The sequence below is a fragment of the Allobosea sp. UC22_33 genome, from assembly GCF_042700715.1.
Taxonomy (GTDB): Bacteria; Pseudomonadota; Alphaproteobacteria; order Rhizobiales; family Beijerinckiaceae; genus Allobosea.
The window spans coordinates 3,578,948-3,594,648 of sequence record NZ_CP170556.1; the positions used below are offsets into that span (position 1 = coordinate 3,578,948).

At 61.9% G+C, this 15,701-nt stretch carries 29 protein-coding genes; 12 read left to right on the forward strand and 17 right to left on the reverse strand.

All coding sequences use genetic code 11. The annotated features are described in order from the left end of the window. Window positions 1-193: 193 nt before the first annotated feature. The 12 genes from ACFJGT_RS17350 to ACFJGT_RS17405 all read right to left on the reverse strand — a co-directional run bounded on the left by ACFJGT_RS17350 (window position 194) and on the right by ACFJGT_RS17405 (window position 9,545). Window positions 194-403 (reverse strand): hypothetical protein, encoded by a 210-nt coding sequence (locus ACFJGT_RS17350; RefSeq protein ID WP_377840107.1) that lies wholly within the window; start codon window positions 401-403, stop codon window positions 194-196. After that, window positions 400-558 carry a hypothetical protein gene (locus ACFJGT_RS17355; protein ID WP_377840110.1) on the reverse strand — a complete coding sequence of 53 codons (159 nt, stop codon included), beginning with the start codon at window positions 556-558 and terminating at the stop codon, window positions 400-402. The genes ACFJGT_RS17350 and ACFJGT_RS17355 overlap by 4 nt, the downstream gene beginning before the upstream one ends. Window positions 559-599: 41 nt before the next feature. After that, window positions 600-785, reverse strand: a complete 186-nt coding sequence (locus ACFJGT_RS17360; RefSeq protein WP_377840113.1) for a hypothetical protein — start codon at window positions 783-785, stop codon at window positions 600-602. A 260-nt stretch (window positions 786-1,045) separates the two neighbouring features. After that, window positions 1,046-1,486 (reverse strand): DUF5681 domain-containing protein, encoded by a 441-nt coding sequence (locus ACFJGT_RS17365; protein WP_377840116.1) that lies wholly within the window; start codon window positions 1,484-1,486, stop codon window positions 1,046-1,048. 244 nt (window positions 1,487-1,730) lie between these two features. Continuing rightward, window positions 1,731-3,737 (reverse strand): hypothetical protein, encoded by a 2,007-nt coding sequence (locus ACFJGT_RS17370; protein ID WP_377840118.1) that lies wholly within the window; start codon window positions 3,735-3,737, stop codon window positions 1,731-1,733. Further along, window positions 3,734-6,325, reverse strand: coding sequence for a hypothetical protein (locus ACFJGT_RS17375; protein WP_377840121.1), 2,592 nt, complete (start codon window positions 6,323-6,325; stop codon window positions 3,734-3,736). The genes ACFJGT_RS17370 and ACFJGT_RS17375 overlap by 4 nt, the downstream gene beginning before the upstream one ends. Next, complete coding sequence (locus ACFJGT_RS17380; protein WP_377840125.1) at window positions 6,325-6,849, reverse strand: GNAT family N-acetyltransferase; 525 nt, start codon at window positions 6,847-6,849, stop codon at window positions 6,325-6,327. Before ACFJGT_RS17380 ends, ACFJGT_RS17375 begins: the two co-directional genes overlap by 1 nt. Further along, window positions 6,846-7,868, reverse strand: coding sequence for a tail fiber domain-containing protein (locus ACFJGT_RS17385; protein WP_377840128.1), 1,023 nt, complete (start codon window positions 7,866-7,868; stop codon window positions 6,846-6,848). The genes ACFJGT_RS17380 and ACFJGT_RS17385 overlap by 4 nt, the downstream gene beginning before the upstream one ends. 3 nt (window positions 7,869-7,871) lie before the next feature. Next, a complete protein-coding gene (locus ACFJGT_RS17390) occupies window positions 7,872-8,294 on the reverse strand; it encodes an N-acetyltransferase (protein WP_377840131.1) in 423 nt (140 codons plus the stop codon). After that, a complete protein-coding gene (locus tag ACFJGT_RS17395; protein ID WP_377840133.1) occupies window positions 8,294-8,479 on the reverse strand; it encodes a hypothetical protein in 186 nt (61 codons plus the stop codon). The genes ACFJGT_RS17390 and ACFJGT_RS17395 overlap by 1 nt, the downstream gene beginning before the upstream one ends. A gap of 318 nt (window positions 8,480-8,797) precedes the next feature. Next, window positions 8,798-9,085, reverse strand: coding sequence for a BrnA antitoxin family protein (locus ACFJGT_RS17400; protein WP_377840136.1), 288 nt, complete (start codon window positions 9,083-9,085; stop codon window positions 8,798-8,800). A 22-nt stretch (window positions 9,086-9,107) separates the two neighbouring features. Continuing rightward, a complete protein-coding gene (locus ACFJGT_RS17405) occupies window positions 9,108-9,545 on the reverse strand; it encodes a hypothetical protein (protein ID WP_377840138.1) in 438 nt (145 codons plus the stop codon). A gap of 106 nt (window positions 9,546-9,651) precedes the next feature. On the opposite strand from ACFJGT_RS17405, the gene ACFJGT_RS17410 reads away from it, so the two are divergent. The 9 genes from ACFJGT_RS17410 to ACFJGT_RS17450 are packed head-to-tail and all read left to right on the forward strand — an operon-like array spanning window position 9,652 to window position 12,437. Then, window positions 9,652-9,873, forward strand: a complete 222-nt coding sequence (locus ACFJGT_RS17410) for a hypothetical protein (RefSeq protein ID WP_377840142.1) — start codon at window positions 9,652-9,654, stop codon at window positions 9,871-9,873. Continuing rightward, on the forward strand, window positions 9,866-10,231 hold the full coding sequence (locus tag ACFJGT_RS17415) for a hypothetical protein (protein ID WP_377840145.1): 366 nt from the start codon (window positions 9,866-9,868) through the stop codon (window positions 10,229-10,231). Before ACFJGT_RS17410 ends, ACFJGT_RS17415 begins: the two co-directional genes overlap by 8 nt. A gap of 3 nt (window positions 10,232-10,234) precedes the next feature. Next, a complete protein-coding gene (locus tag ACFJGT_RS17420; RefSeq protein ID WP_377840147.1) occupies window positions 10,235-10,474 on the forward strand; it encodes a hypothetical protein in 240 nt (79 codons plus the stop codon). Between the two features lie 34 nt (window positions 10,475-10,508). After that, window positions 10,509-10,892, forward strand: coding sequence for a hypothetical protein (locus ACFJGT_RS17425; protein WP_377840150.1), 384 nt, complete (start codon window positions 10,509-10,511; stop codon window positions 10,890-10,892). Between the two features lie 37 nt (window positions 10,893-10,929). Beyond that, window positions 10,930-11,223, forward strand: a complete 294-nt coding sequence (locus tag ACFJGT_RS17430) for a hypothetical protein (RefSeq protein ID WP_377840152.1) — start codon at window positions 10,930-10,932, stop codon at window positions 11,221-11,223. Continuing rightward, entirely contained in the window at window positions 11,220-11,393 is a 174-nt protein-coding gene (locus ACFJGT_RS17435; RefSeq protein WP_377840155.1) for a hypothetical protein, read from the forward strand. The genes ACFJGT_RS17430 and ACFJGT_RS17435 overlap by 4 nt, the downstream gene beginning before the upstream one ends. Continuing rightward, the gene (locus tag ACFJGT_RS17440) at window positions 11,390-11,725 is read left to right on the forward strand and encodes a hypothetical protein (RefSeq protein WP_377840157.1); all 336 of its coding nucleotides are present in this window, start codon (window positions 11,390-11,392) and stop codon (window positions 11,723-11,725) included. Before ACFJGT_RS17435 ends, ACFJGT_RS17440 begins: the two co-directional genes overlap by 4 nt. Continuing rightward, a complete protein-coding gene (locus tag ACFJGT_RS17445; RefSeq protein WP_377840159.1) occupies window positions 11,722-12,150 on the forward strand; it encodes a hypothetical protein in 429 nt (142 codons plus the stop codon). Before ACFJGT_RS17440 ends, ACFJGT_RS17445 begins: the two co-directional genes overlap by 4 nt. Continuing rightward, window positions 12,147-12,437, forward strand: a complete 291-nt coding sequence (locus tag ACFJGT_RS17450) for a hypothetical protein (protein ID WP_377840161.1) — start codon at window positions 12,147-12,149, stop codon at window positions 12,435-12,437. Before ACFJGT_RS17445 ends, ACFJGT_RS17450 begins: the two co-directional genes overlap by 4 nt. A gap of 279 nt (window positions 12,438-12,716) precedes the next feature. On the opposite strand, the gene ACFJGT_RS17455 is transcribed toward ACFJGT_RS17450, so the two are convergent. Together ACFJGT_RS17455 and ACFJGT_RS17460 are read right to left on the reverse strand one after the other, a co-directional pair. Beyond that, the gene (locus tag ACFJGT_RS17455) at window positions 12,717-12,962 is read right to left on the reverse strand and encodes a hypothetical protein (protein ID WP_377840163.1); all 246 of its coding nucleotides are present in this window, start codon (window positions 12,960-12,962) and stop codon (window positions 12,717-12,719) included. 43 nt (window positions 12,963-13,005) lie between these two features. After that, entirely contained in the window at window positions 13,006-13,509 is a 504-nt protein-coding gene (locus tag ACFJGT_RS17460) for a ferritin-like domain-containing protein (RefSeq protein ID WP_377840167.1), read from the reverse strand. Between the two features lie 98 nt (window positions 13,510-13,607). On the opposite strand from ACFJGT_RS17460, the gene ACFJGT_RS17465 reads away from it, so the two are divergent. Further along, window positions 13,608-13,760, forward strand: coding sequence for a hypothetical protein (locus ACFJGT_RS17465; protein WP_377840169.1), 153 nt, complete (start codon window positions 13,608-13,610; stop codon window positions 13,758-13,760). A gap of 34 nt (window positions 13,761-13,794) precedes the next feature. Here ACFJGT_RS17465 and ACFJGT_RS17470 read toward each other — a convergent pair whose 3' ends face one another. From ACFJGT_RS17470 to ACFJGT_RS17480, 3 genes are read right to left on the reverse strand one after another with little or no spacing between them, the layout of a single operon-like run. Then, window positions 13,795-14,031 (reverse strand): hypothetical protein, encoded by a 237-nt coding sequence (locus tag ACFJGT_RS17470; RefSeq protein ID WP_377840173.1) that lies wholly within the window; start codon window positions 14,029-14,031, stop codon window positions 13,795-13,797. Continuing rightward, a complete protein-coding gene (locus ACFJGT_RS17475) occupies window positions 14,028-14,231 on the reverse strand; it encodes a DUF3606 domain-containing protein (RefSeq protein WP_377840176.1) in 204 nt (67 codons plus the stop codon). Before ACFJGT_RS17475 ends, ACFJGT_RS17470 begins: the two co-directional genes overlap by 4 nt. Window positions 14,232-14,287: 56 nt before the next feature. Next, window positions 14,288-14,704: an acyl carrier protein gene (locus ACFJGT_RS17480; protein WP_377840178.1), complete on the reverse strand. Its 417-nt coding sequence runs from the start codon at window positions 14,702-14,704 to the stop codon at window positions 14,288-14,290. 52 nt (window positions 14,705-14,756) lie between these two features. Here ACFJGT_RS17480 and ACFJGT_RS17485 point away from each other — a divergent pair, with 52 nt between their 5' ends. Together ACFJGT_RS17485 and ACFJGT_RS17490 are read left to right on the forward strand one after the other, a co-directional pair. Next, window positions 14,757-15,056, forward strand: coding sequence for a PepSY domain-containing protein (locus ACFJGT_RS17485; protein ID WP_377840181.1), 300 nt, complete (start codon window positions 14,757-14,759; stop codon window positions 15,054-15,056). A gap of 36 nt (window positions 15,057-15,092) precedes the next feature. Next, entirely contained in the window at window positions 15,093-15,629 is a 537-nt protein-coding gene (locus ACFJGT_RS17490) for a general stress protein (RefSeq protein ID WP_377840183.1), read from the forward strand. Window positions 15,630-15,701: the final 72 nt, after the last annotated feature.

The window sequence follows — 15,701 nt, forward strand, 5'->3', positions numbered from 1 at the left end:
CCCCCCGTAGTCATTCCAAGCGGAGCTAGATAACGACCGCAGCGGTTGCCCCTCTGAACAGTTCTCGAAATTTCCTTTTTGGCGCAGCCGTTCTCCTGTTCTGCCCTGCGGTATCGAGCGCGCAGTCCTATGAGTTCGGCCCAGGCCAATCGCCTTGTCGAGACAAGCCCAACAATACAACCAACTTTTGCGTTTAGGAGAGCTTTTCCCCGCTAGAAATCACCATGAAGAAGATATCGCCCGGATGGGCCTCGCCACGATCGATCATGCGTTGAGCCGCAAGCTCTCGATCCTGTCGCGAGTCGCCGTGGATGACGTGCGTTTCCGGCTGGCGGTAAGGCGCCTTGGCCGCAGCCTTTTCCTCCAACGCTTCAATGCGTCTCGTGAGGTCGCGGTGCTTCATGCTGCGAGGTCCGTAAGGGCGAAGCGGCGGATCACCACAAAGAGGTCATTCGGACGCGCTGTGCCAGATGCGATCAGCTCCGCCTGCTTGCGATCCGCCTCATCCTCGGATCGGGCCTCGATGACATGCTGACGGGCCGCGCCGGCATCCTTCATGCTCTCCAGCTTTGCGACGCGCTGGCGGATTCCTGCGGTGCTCATTGCGGACGCGCCTCTAGGATGGTGACGAACATCACGAAGTCATCGTGCTCCGATGCCTTGCCCGCATCGATCATGGCTTTCCGCTGGGCATGCACTTCGTCCCGGCTATGCCCGAACAGGACATGACTGCGGGCGGGGCTGAATCGCTGCTCAAGCTTTGCAAGTCGTGCGGCGATGCTCATCGGCTGATGCTCCCTGTCACGCAGATGGTTGGGACAAGCTGGGCGCCCGAAAGCCCCCGCCGCCTCCGCTCCTCGTCAACGATCTGTTGGGCTTCCTCTTGCGATGAGGCAAAGGCGATGATCGGTTGCCAGGAATGACGGAACGCGCTTTCCAGCTTTGCGATGCGTGTCCGCAGGTTCATGTTCCCGCCCCTTCGTACTGTATCAGCAAGCCCATGGAAATGCGGGCGAAGTCGGTTTTAATCCCCCCGCCAAAATGCTCATGGCTTTACTTCCAATGCCTCGATCCGGCGCACGAGGTCCGTCACCTCGATCGCCTTCACATGAGCTTCGACCGTGCGGCTCACCGCGTCAGCCTCCAACGGCGTTAGCTCTCCGGTCGAAACGGCTTCCATGATTGCCTGAGTGGCCTTCGTCAGGTCTTCCGCTTTGTCGATCTTCGGAAGGGCAAAGGTCACGGCACGGTCGCGGCGCGCCGGATAGAGCCTATCCATGCAGATGCGCATCGCGGTCATGTCGCCACCATTGGCGAGCGCGAGCAGCTTCCTCGTCAGCCCTTCGGCGTCGGCTTCCAAGATGGCCTCCATGGCGAGCGTGGTCTTGTTGCGCGCCCCCTTGGGTTTGCCGGCCGGGTTGCCCGACTGCCCAGGCTTGAACGGCGCACCTCGCTGCTTCGGCACTGCATTTTCAGTGACAGTCATCCAACCAACCTTTGTCTCATTGCCCACGCAACGGCGGCGGAGCTCATAGCCATGCACGTCAAGTCACATTGACGCTGGAGCCGTTTCGCCGCAGATTCCTCCGTCATGAGCCCATTCCTTCAATTCGTCGCCGTCACGGTGCTTGGCTTGGTGACGACCTGGCTGGTTCATCTGTGGTTCGGCCTATTTGAAAACCGCCATGTCGCTTTCGCGATCTGGATTGCCGTCTGTCTGGCCTACGGCTTCATCTACGACCGCTGGCAGGCGCGGAAGCGCCGAGATATGCGGGCTGACCGATTGCTCGACTGAGCGCCGAGGCGCCTTGGTTGGTGCGCTGCGCCCCGTCTATCAAGGCCGTCGCAATCCGCTCATAGGCAGGGTTTGCCATCAGCCGTGTGACCTGTTCCTTCGTCGCTTCTGATCCCGCGCCTATAAGCGCCTTGGCTACGGCCCTGAGCCCCGAAGTTGCCAAGCCAGTCATCGTGACCTCGAGGCCGGGTCCGTCGCTGGCCTCCAGGGATTTGGCTGCCGCTGATGTCGGAGCGGTGCGGGAGCCTTCGACGACTTTCTGCATGGTGTTGCGGAAGGTGCGGTTCGTAGCGAGGGCCTCCATAACTTTCTCGACCGCCGCATCTCCGAAGACGATGCGGGCTTTCTGGTTATTCCAATCGCGTGGCGTCGCTAGCGTCTTCTCCAGCGCATTCAAGTCGTTGACGTGCACGCCTTGGAGACGATCGATCTCCGCGCGAGTACCCTGTTGCAGGCGCGAGCGCTGACCGGGCGACATCCCCTCGAGTTCCTGTGCTAGCTCGATCGGGCGAATTGCCGTCTTGCCGCTATCCAGAACCTGCCCTCCCCGTGTCAGTGCATCGGACTGTCTCGCCAGTTCAGCGAACCTGTCGTCGACATGGCCGATGCCCGGCACGCTACGCGTCAACGCATCATTCACGCCTTGCCGGATCTCAGTAAGTGCGCGCTTTGCATTGAGGCCGAGGTTGTCCGTGAACATGTCATCGATGGCCTTGCGGACTTCGAGCAGTGTTCGCGGATTAGGGTCCAGCTCTTGCGTGCCATGGACGTTGAGCATGCCGCGGATACGTAAGGCGTTCTTCTGCGCGTCGCCCCGCAAATTGATCGCCATTTCATCCAACCGATCGGCCACGCGGCGCGTATCAACGGCCATGCCGTTCGTGAGATGGATTTCATACTCAGGCGACAGCGCCGCCTTCCGCGCCGCAATTGTCGCTTCGACTTGCGAAGGAACTGGCGCTGGCCCGAGGGCACCGTCGATTGTGGTCGCCAACCTTCGGCTTGTGTCAGCGTCACGATCACGGAGCGCATTGACGAGGGCGGACTTGCCTGGCCCGTTGCCAGTTGCGGCGCCCTGCGCAAGGCCTAACATTGAAGGTCCGGCATCGGGCAGCATCGCTTCCGGCCCTAGGTTCGGCAAATTGCGCAAGCCGGCTTCATCCGCTTGTGCGGCAGCCCTTAAAGCGGCCGAGCCGGCTCGCCCCACCCCTTCGACATTGTCGCCCATCAGCGCCCGAGCGACCTTGTAGATGCCCGACGAAGCGGTTCCCACCATGGGTAAGCCCGCCCCGATAGCGCCGCCCAGCTCTGCCCCATGTAAGGCGTTGATAGCGTAGTCCTTGGCATTTCCGGTGTAAGTATTGCCCGCCCCGGATGCCGCACCGTAGAGGCCGCCTTCCAGCCCGAAGAGACCGATGCGAGGAAGCAGCCCGGCGTTCGCCGCGCGCCCCGCCAACGTGACGCCGTTCTTGATGAGCCCGACGCCGCCGGCCAGCCCGCCAGCCGCTTCCGCGACGCCAGCGAGGATTGGCGCCTCCTGTCGCACGGCTTGGGTGCGCGCGTTCTGCGCATCTACGCCTGCGCTGTAACTGGGCGCCTGCCCGGTTAGAGCGTCCATGCCACCCGCGAACCGATCGGCCATGCCCAACGTGAGGCCGTTGGCTGCCATTCGGACACCTTTGTCCACAATGCTGCCAATCTTCCCCATCTGCTCGCCATAGGCCATCGTGACGGGGGACGGCGCCGCGACCATGCCGCCAGTCGGGTTTCCCATGGCGTCATACTCGGGAACCATCGCGACCGGCGCTTGTGCGACCGCCTGCGGTTGGGCTTCCGTGGCCGGCGCGTCAGCGAGCGGCGCGGCGCTCCACCAGTCTCCTCCGCCCGACTGCTCGGGCGCCTGTGAGGCCAGCGGGGCGGCTTCCCACCACTTATCGCTCATGGCTTGATCCTCGGATGGCCGTTCGGGTCGATGAAGCGAGTCCCGGAAGGTAGGGCGTCAAAGTCCGCCTTGCTGGCCGGCTTCGCGGGCTGGCCCGGCTGAGCCTGCGGAGCGGCTGCGCGAGGCGGCATCTTCACGCCGAACAGCGCCCGCTCTTTCCGGTGCTGCTCAGCATCCGGGTAGACTGAATCCAACTGTTCCTGGTGGAGCTGCACTCGGGCTTCGCCAGCGCGCTCCATGATATCGAGCAAGCGCCGGATGGACTTTTCATCGAGCGTGATGGACCCGCCCGAAGCCCTTTCCGCGAACTCGCGATCCGAGTTCGAGATATTGGCGCTCCCGACTGTCGCCTTCAGCACCGCGGCAACCTGCGGCTGGATTGCAGCTCGGAAGGTCTCCGTGTTGACGATGGATTCCGAGTTGGCGACGCCCAGGGCTGCGCCGATCTTCTGAAGGCCAAGCTTGGCCTCCGCGCCTGCTCCGGTGATGGCGCCGCCAACCCCGTTCAGCGCGCCGCGTGCCTCGCGAATGGCCGCCAGACCGTCTGCGGCTGCGCGAGCTTCCTTCGTGTTGTAAGAGAACGTGTCGAAGATTTGCTTATCCGACCCGCCACCCACGTTGACCGAGGCTGCGCCGGCCCGCTTGTTCGCGCGCTCCCAATTCGTGAACGTGTCCGGCTTGCGGCCGGCCGCCTCCTCCTGGCGCGTGTAGATGTCATATTCCTTGGCGTTGCCGGTTCGCTCCTCCGGCTTGGACTGCGGCCCGAAAACCTGCGTCGGCGCGCCGCTGCCCGTCTTCGGCACGCGATAGACCGAGCCATCAGGCCGGGTGACGGTTTCGAAGTCCGTCCCTTTCACGGACTGCTGAATGACGATGCTCGCAATCGTCTTTTCGCCCTGGCTCGCATATGGCGAGTTCATCGTTGCATAGGCAGCCTGGAGACGCGGGCTCATCCCCTGCTGGGCAACCGCCTGCGGCGCGACGGCAGCGGGGGCGCCTGTAGGGACATTGCCCGGTGCGCTGGCGGCCTGCGCGACCGCTTCCGATGCAGCGGGCGCCCGGCTCTGCGTCAGCGCTCGGGCAACGTTCTGGACGCCTGGGCTCGCGGCCGGCGCAACCGTGCCGCCATTTGCCATCAGAGCCGAAGCGATGGCGGAAAATGGGTTCATGATGCCGGCGCCACTCGGCAGGCCTTTCCGATGCTCCTCGCTGGCAACAAGGCCAGAGAGGATGCCGGCATTGTCCAAGGTCGGGTCTGCGGTGTTAGCGAGCGGATAAGCCTGCGGCGACTGCCCCATAGCCTGGACGGCGCCGGGAGCGGGCAGGTCCGCTTGTGGCATCGCAAGATCAGTCGGACGAGCAGGCGGGAGCGTCTGCGTCTTCGCAAGGGCGCGAGAGATGGCTTCGCGAGGTGAAGCAGACGGAGGCAAAGCCGAGCCCATCCAAGGCTGGCTCGCGCCTTCCGATTGGAAGACCGGGGCCAGTGGCTGGACCTCTGCCCCTGTCGGGAGATCAACCGGGTTCTGTGCAGCCACTTGGGCATCAACCCGCGGCTGCATCTGTGCCTCTAGGCGCTGAACCTCCGCCTCATTGGCGGCGAAGGGGACGCTCGACGGCGGCGAAGCCTCCAGCGCCGCCGCGCGATCCATGAGGCGCTTGGCTCCCGCCCAATCCGACATTTGCAGATCGCGGGCCTGCGCGCGAAGGCTGGCCGGGTCTTCGCCCCCTGGCGGGATAGCGAAGCCGGCCTGTCCGGTTGCAAGCTCGACGGGGACCGCGCCCGGTGCCGGCATGTCCGCCTGGGCCGTCCGCATGTTGCCGCCGTGTGTGGTGAAATAGTCCATCAGCGACGTGCCGTTGCGATCAGCCGGATTGTATCGGCCGCCCGTCTCGATGAAGCGCTGAAGGCCGCGATTGCCGCCCAGGTGCGCCACCGCTCGCATGCCGCCCAGCGTGATCGGCACACCGTTGATGGGCTGCCCTATCATCTTGTCAAAGCCGTTGGCGCGAATGGTCTGGTCAATATCCCCGAAGTGCCAGTTCTCCGCGGCCTTTTGCAGCTCTGGAGATTTCATGAACATCTGCGGCGTCGTCCCCTGCGGGATCGCGCCTGCGTTGGCGGCTTCCTGCAAGCGAGCTTGTCCAAATTGAGCGCGGCCGAAGTGACCGACCGCACCGCCTGCACCAACCGCGTCATTCTGGGCCTGCCAGTTGCCGCCGCTCTCCGTCGCATTGAGGGAGGTCGGAAGGGCGCTTCCTGTGTCCGCATTCGGGGAAGCCGTCCCGAGGATGGCGCCTGGCGCGGGCGTGGTCGTGGGGCTGGCGATATCGCCGCCCATGAGGATGGCATTGCGCCCGGTCTGCTCAACCCGCCCTGCTCGATCGGCCTTGTCGAGCTGGCCCATCTCATAGCCACCGACAAGCGCGTCAGCGACGCGAGCTAGGCCCTGCGCCCAATGTTGGACGGGACTGTAATCCGAGCCCGACTTCATCAGCGCTTCAGCCATCCGGCGGCGCTGTTTGATCGCGTCTTCCGAAAGGCGCTCGCCATTCGCCCCAACAAAGAAAGGCTGGGTGATCTCGGCCATCAGTTCGGCCCTCCATGGGGCAGCCAACGGCAATCGCGTGCGAACATGATCCACACCGAAGCGTCCTGGCCGTTGGGGAAATACTCGCGAGCGCGGCCTTCGTATCGAAAGCCCAGGCGCCGGGCGTAATCTTGAGACTTGCCGTCATGCTCTGGAATGCGGAGCACGAGCCGGCGCACCTTCAGGTCACAGAAGATCCAGTGCGCGATGAACATCACCAGCGAGCGATGCCAAAGGCCGCGATCCATCAGCGCGACTAGTTCGGCTTCTCCGGTCGGAGTGACATTCTGCAAGGCGATCCAACCAGCCCGCGTATTGTCGAGCCGGTGAATGAACCGGAACACCTGCTCATAGACCGGAACCCCGTATTCCTCGCGGAGAACACGCCGGACAAATTCAGTATCGCCCTTGCTGTAGAAGCGAAGCTCCCGGCCCTGCACCCACGGCTGGGCGGCAACCTCATCCGCGATGTGCCCAGGCATCTCGTAAAACGCCTGATCCGACATAACCGGCTCGACGCTCATCGGGTCGCCTCCAGATAGTCGACGCCATCGAATCCGTTGGGCAAGGTCGCGACCGCGTGGGGCTTAACCTCCTCAACTTCATCCGCCATGAGGCCGATCTGGAATGGGCCGCCGATCTTGAAACGGTAGCGATAGACCGTGAGGCCGTTATCCAGCCTGTCGACCGGCTCGATATCCGTTTTCGAGCGCCTATCCGACTGCGAGAAAGGTCCGCGGAGGTAGGAACCGCCGAGCGTGCCAGCGAGGCCGAAAAGCCCCCCGAGCATCGCGTTCTGGCTTTGCTGCTTCATCTCGGCAGACTTGAGCGCGCCTTGGTACGAGTTATAGACCGCGCCCTGGTAATCCGTGCCGGCAAGCTGCGTCTGGGGCGTGTTGACGAAGTTCGGCTGCGAAACCTGCGAACCCGAAAGGAGCGCGGTTATCTCGTTCAGGGGCTGGTTTCGCTCCGTGAGGATTTCCTGGATCGCCTGCCCCCGGCCGCTCAGCAAGAGTTGGTTGCGAGCATCAGTCCTCGCCTGCGAGAGGCGCTCCATCTCGCTATTGTAGGCGGCCGATCCAATGCCGATGCCCTGATTAGCCAAGCGCGTCCGCAAGGCCTCCTCGTCCCTCGCGAACTGAGGATCGAGGCGCTTGGACGCTAGCTCATTGAGCCGACCTTCGACCGCATCATTGTTCAGGTTGACGGGGTTGCTGAGCAGCGTTCCGATGCGCGAGGACTGGTCGCGCCCAATCGTCGCGATGTTTTCCTGCGTCTGATCGTTGATGCCCTTGAGGCGCTGTCCACTCTCCGAGAGCGTTTGCGTCGATTGATACCGAGGGATTGTATAAGCCTTCCCGGTCAAGCTGTCCGTGAAGGTGTCTTCCCCGATCTTGTCATAGGTCAGGCTCCCATCGGGACCGACCTGATTGACGAAGTTCATCGCCTGCTGGGTGATGGCCGTGTCGCGGTTCGCGCCGCCTTGAGCGGCGGCGGTAGCGACTGGATCGGGCGGCGGCGGAGTTTTCGGGCTGGAGACCATGGACTATTCCCCCTTGCCTTCCTGAGCGGGCGCGGGGTGCTTCCACTCGTCTTTCAGGATGCCGATAACGTAGCCGTCGCGGCCCTCGCCAAAGAGGTTGCGGCAGCGGGCTTCAAGCTGACCGCCAAGCCGCTTCGCCATCGCGACTACGCGAGGCTGTTCCGTCTTGAAGGTGACGCGGATGCAGCCGAGCTGGTTGAAGACATATTGTCCCGCCACTCGCATTAGGGACCGCGGCAATTCCCCATTGGCCGCCACCGAGACATGGACATCGGGGCCGGTGAAGAACGAGAAGACGAACCCCGCCGTCAGCTTGCCGTCGCGCTCAAAGCCGAGAGACGAAAGCGGATAGGGATGGGCAACCCCCGTCCGAGCAGAGACGAACTCGACCACCTCCGGCCCGCTGATGATGTTGCCCGTCGCCATCAGCGTGTCTTCCGGCCGATGCGCTGATCGGGGTAAGGCGGAAGGCTGATGCCGTTTGCCACGATGGCCTTGCGGATTGCTTGCCGCATGAACTCACTTGCGGTCGTGCGCTGGCTTTCCGCTGCCTGGGCGATAGCCTCGGGCAAACCTTTCTCAGTTTTTAAAGCTACATACTCTGGGAACATGGCTTCGGCTCCGCGAGGCGCGGCGCCTCGACATGCCGAATATCATACCGCAACAGACGTAAAATACAATAAAATCAGATAGTTAGTAGAACTGTTCACTGACGTTCGCGGGCGTTCGCTGCTTCTTTATTCTCATCTAAATGTTGTACTTGGCCTTCGAGCGTGCAGCGCTAGCGGCGCCTTTTGGTGAGCTGCCAACCGCGAATTTTGCGGCTTCGCTCAATTCGCTCCCCATTCTCAAGCGCGGCGTCGCTTGCGTTTCGCGGCCGGCCGTTCGATGGCCGGCTTATGACCATAGGCCGTGCCCGACGATATCGTTCAACCGTCGTTCGACGAATTGAGTTTGTCAGGCCTGAGACCCTTATCTACTGGGGCAGGCAATGCCTTGCGGAGAGCAGCGTTGGTACGGTCCTGCCAGCCAGGGCCACCGTCCTGGAAGTAAGCGAGAGCTTCGCTGTCGATCCGGAGCGTCACCATCTCCTTAGCGCCAGGCAGAACCGTCCGCTTCTCCGCTGGCGCTGCCACTGTCGGCGCTTTCGCTTTGAACAGAGCTTCCGCCTTGTCGCGCGCGCTGGTTGGGCGGCGGGTAGTTCGATCGTTGCTCATTCAATCCTCATGAGAAGCTGGTTCACTTTCGGGGGCGTCCTTTGTCGCGCGCCTTCTCCACCATTGCCGGTTCGCCTGTCAGCGCGCCGCGGCGATCAGCCTTTTCCTGCTTGGTCGCGTCCATATCGCTCATGGCTTCGTCGGCGGCACTGGCCGCTTGTGAGCGCGCTTCGGTAGCGCTGGCCTCGATCTGATCGCGCATCGCGCGCGAGGTGTCGGCCGGCTTCGCCAGCCTGACGCCTGGCTGGCCATGGTTCAGGAACTCTACGCCGGCCGCCTCTAGAGCAGCCTGAACCTTACGGATGACATCCAACCCGCTAGAGAGCGTGTTGGCACCGCGCTTCTCCATGCTGCTGATGGTGTTGATATTCACGCCTGCCGCCTCCGCCAGGGCGCCTTGCCCCATGTCGACCAGTGATCGAGCGGCGCGCAACTGATTGCCCGTTGTGAGCATAGCCATCCTCTTTTCCAGTACGCTAGGATTTTTTCATAGAAGGCTATTGACGGCAAGGCCCATCATGGATCATAGTTAACTAGTAAATTTTAATATCAACAGGGAACCCAAGATGTCCCGCCTTCCCTCCACGCTGCTCGAAGCAACGAACCACCTTCACGAAACCATCTTCCGGGCCGAGGCCGCATCGATGGCGACGCATGCCATCGAGTGCGATGCCCATCGGAACGCGCTCGGAACCGCCATAGACGCCGTAGCTGATCGGCTGCGCGACATGCACCGCTGCATCAGCGAGTTGCTGAGGCAGTCGAGGGCGGTGAAGGCCCATGGCTGAGCCCGTATTCTCGGAACGGCACAGGCACTTGGCGGCAGTGCCGCATGAAGACCTGCGCTTGCTATTCAACGCGCTGCGCGTCGCCACCGCCGTCATCGACGGCTTAGCCTTTCAGCCTTGGTTCATGGAAGGCAGCAACCACACCACTGCCGGCGGCGCCCTCTTTCAGTTTGCCCGCGATATGGGCGTGCTGGGCGATCAAATTGCCCGTCATGTCAGGCTCACGCCGACGAAGTGTGAGGACGAGCGCCGCCAGCGCTTGCACCTGCTTTTACAGGATGAAGCGACCCTCTTCGATACCGAGGACATGGACGCGGCCGAGCAAGCGTTAGAGCTTATCGACGCTGGGAAGGAATGACCTATGACGAAGGGAGCTAAGCCCAACCGCTATGATGGTAGCGGCCACGACGCAGACCGCGACGCCGCCACCGTGGCCGAGTTGCTGGCCATCATCGTCGAGGAAGGTTGCAACCTGGACCGAGCCGGGATGACGGCCCAGCAAGTAGCTTCAACCCAACGCATCGACGCGCTGGCCATCCTTGCTCGCGACTTTGCCGAACGTCTTTCGGAAGGCGTCTTCGGCATCGCGAAAGCCGCCTAACCCCATCGCCTTCAACATCGCTGGAGAAGATCCAATGTCGAGCGCCACCGCTCAGGCAAACGCCGAAGGCTTGCCCGAAATCGACCTTTCCGAGCATCTACTGACCAAGGGCGATTTGGCCCTGAGGAGCCATTCAGAGCTTTTCGAGATTGCGGCCATTCTCCGCGCCGCCGCCGACCTGATGGCTTACAGCCGATACTCCGGCTTGCTGGGCGAAATCACCGGAACGCTGGTTTCACTCGCCCGCGATGCACGAGATGCGGCCGAGACGCGCCACCCGGCAAACCGCACCGAGGCCAACTGGCGCGGTTGGCTGATCGTGTCCCATGCCGCCTACCTGTCCGAATCCCTTTCGGACATCGCCGTTCTTGCGGCCGAAGCTTCCGCTGCCGAACGCCACGCCCCTGCCATTCGCTGAACCCGAAACCCCTCCCTTCTTAGAGGAGTGCTCTCGCATGCCCGAGCCTCAAAAAGAGAGCGCAGCGGCAGACCCGCTTGCCGAACTGATTGCAGAGTACCGCCGCCAGAACGTGGAGTTTACGAAGCGCGCGCCTCACGAGGACTGGACGGCTCTGACGGCGGAGACCTACGGGCCGCCCTTGGACCTGCTCTGGCATCACACGCCCGAGCCAAACAGCCCGGCGGGCGTCCTCGCTGCGCTGCTTCTCGCGAAGGACGAACCCGACCTCTACGCGCTCGAATCCATCAACGAAGCCTGCATCCGATATCTGAGGAGAGCTAGCCAATGAGCCCGATCCGCATCAACCGCCAGCGCGGCAAGGGCAAGCCGAAGCGCTCGTATGGCGTGAAGCCCGTCAGCCTCCCTCCCTTCTCGTTCTATGGCCATCTGCCGGTCGTCTATGTGGACGGTGAATTGGTCATCAGGCGCTGCGCGATTCCGCTGGAGCCGCGCCGATGATGACGCACCCCGATCCTGTCTTCGCCGCGATCGAGCGTTGGCGCCCGCTGTGGGATGCCTACCTGGCAGCCTGCGATATTGAGGATGGCGAGGCGTCCGACGCCGCCGTCGATCTGGTCTATCTCCCGGCCATGACCGCACTGGGAGATGTCTATCGAACGGAACCGACCACCCCGGCCGGGCTGCTGGCCATCATGGCTGTCATGCTTGAGGCGGACGGGGACCATCTCGACCTTATCGAACCCGATGAGCCGAGGGATATGGATGACGCAGAACGCGGCATGATTGCCATTTTCAGCCATGCCAAGCGGATGTTGGGGGGCATGCGATGAACGTTGTAGACCTGCGCCATTTCGTCATTGCCGCTGCATGCCAAACTGTTGGAATGAAGGCAATTGATTGCCATATGGCATTCGATGGGCCATTTGGCCCGGAGCCATTCGACCTTTCGGCTGCCGAGCGCGATGAAGTCAGTTCGATCCTGACGCAGGTTGCGCAGACCCTGGCCGAGCGGACGCAGGCGATGCTGAGCATGCGGCGCCGGCTTGGCGCTGTAGTGGAGGCTCTAGTTGCTGTGCTCGACGCGCTGGATGGCGATTGCGACCTTGAAAACGGCGCCGATCAGGAAGCCGTCTGCGAGGACGAGGGAGCCCAGTGCGAGGACGAGGGCGAGCGCGACGACAACGGGCTAGGCGATGAGGACGGGCGGGCCGAGCAGCTTAGCGGCACGCAATATGGATGGCAGGTTTGCGAATGAAGTTCAGAGACATCACTAACGCCATCGCGGCCAATGATCGAGAAGCGATGCGCGAAGGCTTTCGCGCCTTGGTCAACCCTCACGCGACGTTCAAAACGGCTTCTCCGGGAATGCTGATCGTAGCGCTAAATCGCCTTTGCCTCGCTCTCAACGAAGATCAAGTCGAAATGCCGGTGGGAACCTGCGTGGCGCTCGACCTGCCGGCCGGCGCTTCCTACGCCGATGGAGCGGCGCAGGCGAAGCGAGACGGGGCGAGGCTGGCCCGACATCTCATGACGGCCGGATAACCTCTAGGACGAGCTCCTCATACGTTTGGATTGTGGTGAGCCTCTAGCGATGCTGTGCGCTGGCTTCGGAGAGCAGCTTCCCAGCGGCCGCGAGCACCGCTTCTGGCGGCACCATTTCCTCTTGTAGATGCCACTCGACAAAATCCCTCGCACTTCCTGACTGCTCCATGAGCATCGCCACCCAGTCTAGGCCTGGGAAAGCGGCGTTCATGCGGAGGGCAAGTTCTCGGCCTGTTATCATGGGTTCTGCCGGGTTCATAATATGCCTCGCTGGCCGATTCAGTCCTGGTGAAGCTTTCCAAGGTTTCCCGGAAGTCCTGAAAACGGAAGATCATCCGGCCTGAGAAGGCTCTGGTCCTCCTCAGGCCCGTTAGCGTTTTCGCCCTTATGAGCTTCGTCCCACTGCCGAATCTCAAAAACTAACCGATCCCGCTCACGTGCTTCGTCCGAGCGCTCTGCTGCATCGCTTATAGCTGCTGCCCGTTCCACGGCAGCGCGATAATCCGCGTGAGTGGTGATGGCCATTGCTGATCTCCTGGAGAATGAGCGCTCGGGTAGCGAAAGCTATTCAAGCCGCTTTGCGGTTGATGACGGTGGTGGCGAGCTTGGTAAGCTTTTCGTCCGTAGCAGCCTCCTCATCGAGGTTCTGCTTCAGGAGCGCAGCGCAGTCTTCACGCCCAAGCTGCTTCGCCCATGCAACAAGCGTCCCATAGCGCGTTATCTCATAGTGCTCGACGGCCTGTGCGGCAGCGATGAGCGCTGCATCCAGCACCTTTTTGTCGGCTACGTCGCCGGCAATATCACTTGCTTCAGAAAGAATGCCGTCGATCGCGGGGCAGGTGACGCCCTTCTCCTCCGCGCCATGCTGCTTGAAAACTTGCTTCAGGCGCTGGATATGACCTTCCGTCTGACGAAGATGCTCCTCAAACCCGCTTTTGAGTTGAGGGTCGGTCGCCTTCTCGATCATGTCGGGCAGCGATTTCCGGATCTGATTTTCCGCGTAATATATATCCTGAAGCGTGTGAACGAACAGATCGTCCATCGTTTCGATGTCTTTGGTGAACCATCCCATTGGGAGCCTCCAGATTTGAGGGGACCCCAGCCGCAGACTCGGAGAACTGCACCGAGCACCTGATGTTCCGTTGTTCTAAGCCATTGAGACAGCGATTGATGAGCGCAACCGACAAGCCAAGGGTACACAGCCAGGTCGAACAGCTCATCGCTAAATTAGAAACGCTCCGCTCGGAAGCGGTCGCTGAGCGATTCGAAATTATGGTTGTACTGCTGGACGAGCTGATAGCTAGATTAAAGAAAGAGGCGTGACGCCGGCAGTCTCCTTAGCGCCACACTCACTTTGCTATGCCAGGTTTGCGGGCTGTGGACATGTCACCGGGAAAAAAGGCAGCAGGCCTCGCGCATTCAAGCGCTGAGCCCTGAGGTTGGCCGCCACCCTGTCTTCGAATGTTCGCAGGGTTTCGGCCAACTCGTGGAATTCCTGCGCTTCCTTTGAGCCGTCCAGCGAGCCAAAAAGCTCCTCGAAACGTTTGAGTGCCGAAGCAAGGTCTTCGAAACTCTCGATCCGCACGGCGCTCATCCTTTGTCGCCGCTGCTTAGCGTTTCGCGCCGAAGCTCGGCTTCCATGGAATCGACCGACGTGCCACCCTCGCGAACGGCCTCTTCGAGCTGCGCTTTCGAAACCCCGAACTTGTCGGCCCAATAGCGGACCTCGTAGTCTTCGCTGAGATTGATGCGCGAGCGGTCCTGGGCGCCCCGGTTCGTCTTGTCGTCTGCCATGGTAGCCTCCTTCGCGGCGATACAATCGGCCGGAAAGCTTTGGGTTCCCATTGGCGTCACTCGCCTGAGGCTGCGCCCTGTATTCGGCGGCCCATGAGCTCAACAAGTTCACGGACGGTTTTGCAGCGCTGCATCGCCTCGTCCGGCATCATGTCACAATCGTATTCACGCTCGATTGCATTACCGATCAGCGTGAGGTCATCGATCGTGAAGCCGATATCATCGACCGTAGCGTGAGGCTCTAAAAGCTCCGGTTTGACAAGCCCTTCAGCGGCAATGATTTCGAGCAAGCGGTCCACTAGCTCGATCTCTGCACGATCAAGGTCGCCAGATCCAATCTTGTCAACGCGTTCCGGTTCCATCGTCCCTCCGCGGCCGAGACTGACAAAACGGCCGAGACTGACAAAACGACTGCGGCACGAGAGCGTTCCAAGGGTGAGCGAGCTCAATCGGAACAGATCGTACTCTTCCAAGTTCGACACCTACTTCGCGGCTCACGCCGCACCTAATCAGGAGTGTCGGATAATGAAAAAAACAATTCTCGTTTCGCTAATTGCGGCTTCGATGTCCTTCGGCGCTCTCGCTCAGACGAGCACGACCTCGCCGATTCCGGCTCCCAAGGCTGACGCTGACAAGAATGCCCCGCTCCCCGGTGCCAACAGCTTCACCGAAGGCCAGGCCAAGAGCCGCCTCGAAGAAAATGGCTATTCGAACGTTAGCGCCCTGGCGAAGGACGACAATGGCGTCTGGAAGGGCAAGGCCACGCACTCGGGCAAACAGGTCAACGTATCCGTGGATTACCGCGGCAACATCACACGCAACTGAACCGGGCCGCTTGCGCCTCGAAAAATGGAGAACGAAATGACCCGCACCATCACCCGTTCCTACGACAGCTATGCAACCGCCCGCTCCGTCGTGGAGCAGCTTGAAGCGGCAGGCGTGTCGAGCAACGACATAAGCGTCGTCGGCCGTGACGGCGAGACCGGCGAGACCAACGCGGGTGAAGGTGCCGGAATTGGCGCTGGTATCGGCGGCGCCGCCGGCCTGCTCGCCGGAATTGGCTTGCTCGCCATCCCAGGAATCGGTCCGGTCGTCGCCGCAGGCTGGCTCGCCTCGACCGCCGCTGGCGCCATTGCCGGTGCGGCCGCCGGGGGACTTGTAGGCTCCTTCGTGAAGGAAGGCCACGACGAAGACGAGGCCCACTACTATGCCGAGACGGTTCGCCGAGGCGGATCGGTCGTGTCCGTCCGCAGCGCGCCTGAGCATGAGGCGACGGTTCAGGCCATCCTCGATGGAGCAACGCCGGTCGATCGTACCGCGCGGGAGGCTGAGTATCGTGCTGAGGGTTGGAGTCGATTTGACGAGAACGCGGGGCCTTATCGTCCGCCGGTCGTTTGACCCCCACTAATACATTATGGCCTCGGGAAACCGAGGCCATTTTGCTGCAAGTAATGCCCACTGAGACAGGAC

What these genes read in the sequence shown, in the direction of transcription:
- ACFJGT_RS17350 (WP_377840107.1), bottom strand. Translation starts at nt 403, where the DNA reads ATGAAGCACCGCGACCTCACGAGACGCATTGAAGCGTTGGAGGAAAAG.
- ACFJGT_RS17355 (WP_377840110.1), bottom strand. Translation starts at nt 558, where the DNA reads ATGAAGGATGCCGGCGCGGCCCGTCAGCATGTCATCGAGGCCCGATCC.
- ACFJGT_RS17360 (WP_377840113.1), bottom strand. Translation starts at nt 785, where the DNA reads ATGAGCATCGCCGCACGACTTGCAAAGCTTGAGCAGCGATTCAGCCCC.
- ACFJGT_RS17365 (WP_377840116.1), bottom strand. Translation starts at nt 1,486, where the DNA reads ATGACTGTCACTGAAAATGCAGTGCCGAAGCAGCGAGGTGCGCCGTTC.
- ACFJGT_RS17370 (WP_377840118.1), bottom strand. Translation starts at nt 3,737, where the DNA reads ATGAGCGATAAGTGGTGGGAAGCCGCCCCGCTGGCCTCACAGGCGCCC.
- ACFJGT_RS17375 (WP_377840121.1), bottom strand. Translation starts at nt 6,325, where the DNA reads ATGGCCGAGATCACCCAGCCTTTCTTTGTTGGGGCGAATGGCGAGCGC.
- ACFJGT_RS17380 (WP_377840125.1), bottom strand. Translation starts at nt 6,849, where the DNA reads ATGAGCGTCGAGCCGGTTATGTCGGATCAGGCGTTTTACGAGATGCCT.
- ACFJGT_RS17385 (WP_377840128.1), bottom strand. Translation starts at nt 7,868, where the DNA reads ATGGTCTCCAGCCCGAAAACTCCGCCGCCGCCCGATCCAGTCGCTACC.
- ACFJGT_RS17390 (WP_377840131.1), bottom strand. Translation starts at nt 8,294, where the DNA reads ATGGCGACGGGCAACATCATCAGCGGGCCGGAGGTGGTCGAGTTCGTC.
- ACFJGT_RS17395 (WP_377840133.1), bottom strand. Translation starts at nt 8,479, where the DNA reads ATGTTCCCAGAGTATGTAGCTTTAAAAACTGAGAAAGGTTTGCCCGAG.
- ACFJGT_RS17400 (WP_377840136.1), bottom strand. Translation starts at nt 9,085, where the DNA reads ATGAGCAACGATCGAACTACCCGCCGCCCAACCAGCGCGCGCGACAAG.
- ACFJGT_RS17405 (WP_377840138.1), bottom strand. Translation starts at nt 9,545, where the DNA reads ATGGCTATGCTCACAACGGGCAATCAGTTGCGCGCCGCTCGATCACTG.
- ACFJGT_RS17410 (WP_377840142.1), top strand. Translation starts at nt 9,652, where the DNA reads ATGTCCCGCCTTCCCTCCACGCTGCTCGAAGCAACGAACCACCTTCAC.
- ACFJGT_RS17415 (WP_377840145.1), top strand. Translation starts at nt 9,866, where the DNA reads ATGGCTGAGCCCGTATTCTCGGAACGGCACAGGCACTTGGCGGCAGTG.
- ACFJGT_RS17420 (WP_377840147.1), top strand. Translation starts at nt 10,235, where the DNA reads ATGACGAAGGGAGCTAAGCCCAACCGCTATGATGGTAGCGGCCACGAC.
- ACFJGT_RS17425 (WP_377840150.1), top strand. Translation starts at nt 10,509, where the DNA reads ATGTCGAGCGCCACCGCTCAGGCAAACGCCGAAGGCTTGCCCGAAATC.
- ACFJGT_RS17430 (WP_377840152.1), top strand. Translation starts at nt 10,930, where the DNA reads ATGCCCGAGCCTCAAAAAGAGAGCGCAGCGGCAGACCCGCTTGCCGAA.
- ACFJGT_RS17435 (WP_377840155.1), top strand. Translation starts at nt 11,220, where the DNA reads ATGAGCCCGATCCGCATCAACCGCCAGCGCGGCAAGGGCAAGCCGAAG.
- ACFJGT_RS17440 (WP_377840157.1), top strand. Translation starts at nt 11,390, where the DNA reads ATGATGACGCACCCCGATCCTGTCTTCGCCGCGATCGAGCGTTGGCGC.
- ACFJGT_RS17445 (WP_377840159.1), top strand. Translation starts at nt 11,722, where the DNA reads ATGAACGTTGTAGACCTGCGCCATTTCGTCATTGCCGCTGCATGCCAA.
- ACFJGT_RS17450 (WP_377840161.1), top strand. Translation starts at nt 12,147, where the DNA reads ATGAAGTTCAGAGACATCACTAACGCCATCGCGGCCAATGATCGAGAA.
- ACFJGT_RS17455 (WP_377840163.1), bottom strand. Translation starts at nt 12,962, where the DNA reads ATGGCCATCACCACTCACGCGGATTATCGCGCTGCCGTGGAACGGGCA.
- ACFJGT_RS17460 (WP_377840167.1), bottom strand. Translation starts at nt 13,509, where the DNA reads ATGGGATGGTTCACCAAAGACATCGAAACGATGGACGATCTGTTCGTT.
- ACFJGT_RS17465 (WP_377840169.1), top strand. Translation starts at nt 13,608, where the DNA reads ATGAGCGCAACCGACAAGCCAAGGGTACACAGCCAGGTCGAACAGCTC.
- ACFJGT_RS17470 (WP_377840173.1), bottom strand. Translation starts at nt 14,031, where the DNA reads ATGAGCGCCGTGCGGATCGAGAGTTTCGAAGACCTTGCTTCGGCACTC.
- ACFJGT_RS17475 (WP_377840176.1), bottom strand. Translation starts at nt 14,231, where the DNA reads ATGGCAGACGACAAGACGAACCGGGGCGCCCAGGACCGCTCGCGCATC.
- ACFJGT_RS17485 (WP_377840181.1), top strand. Translation starts at nt 14,757, where the DNA reads ATGAAAAAAACAATTCTCGTTTCGCTAATTGCGGCTTCGATGTCCTTC.
- ACFJGT_RS17490 (WP_377840183.1), top strand. Translation starts at nt 15,093, where the DNA reads ATGACCCGCACCATCACCCGTTCCTACGACAGCTATGCAACCGCCCGC.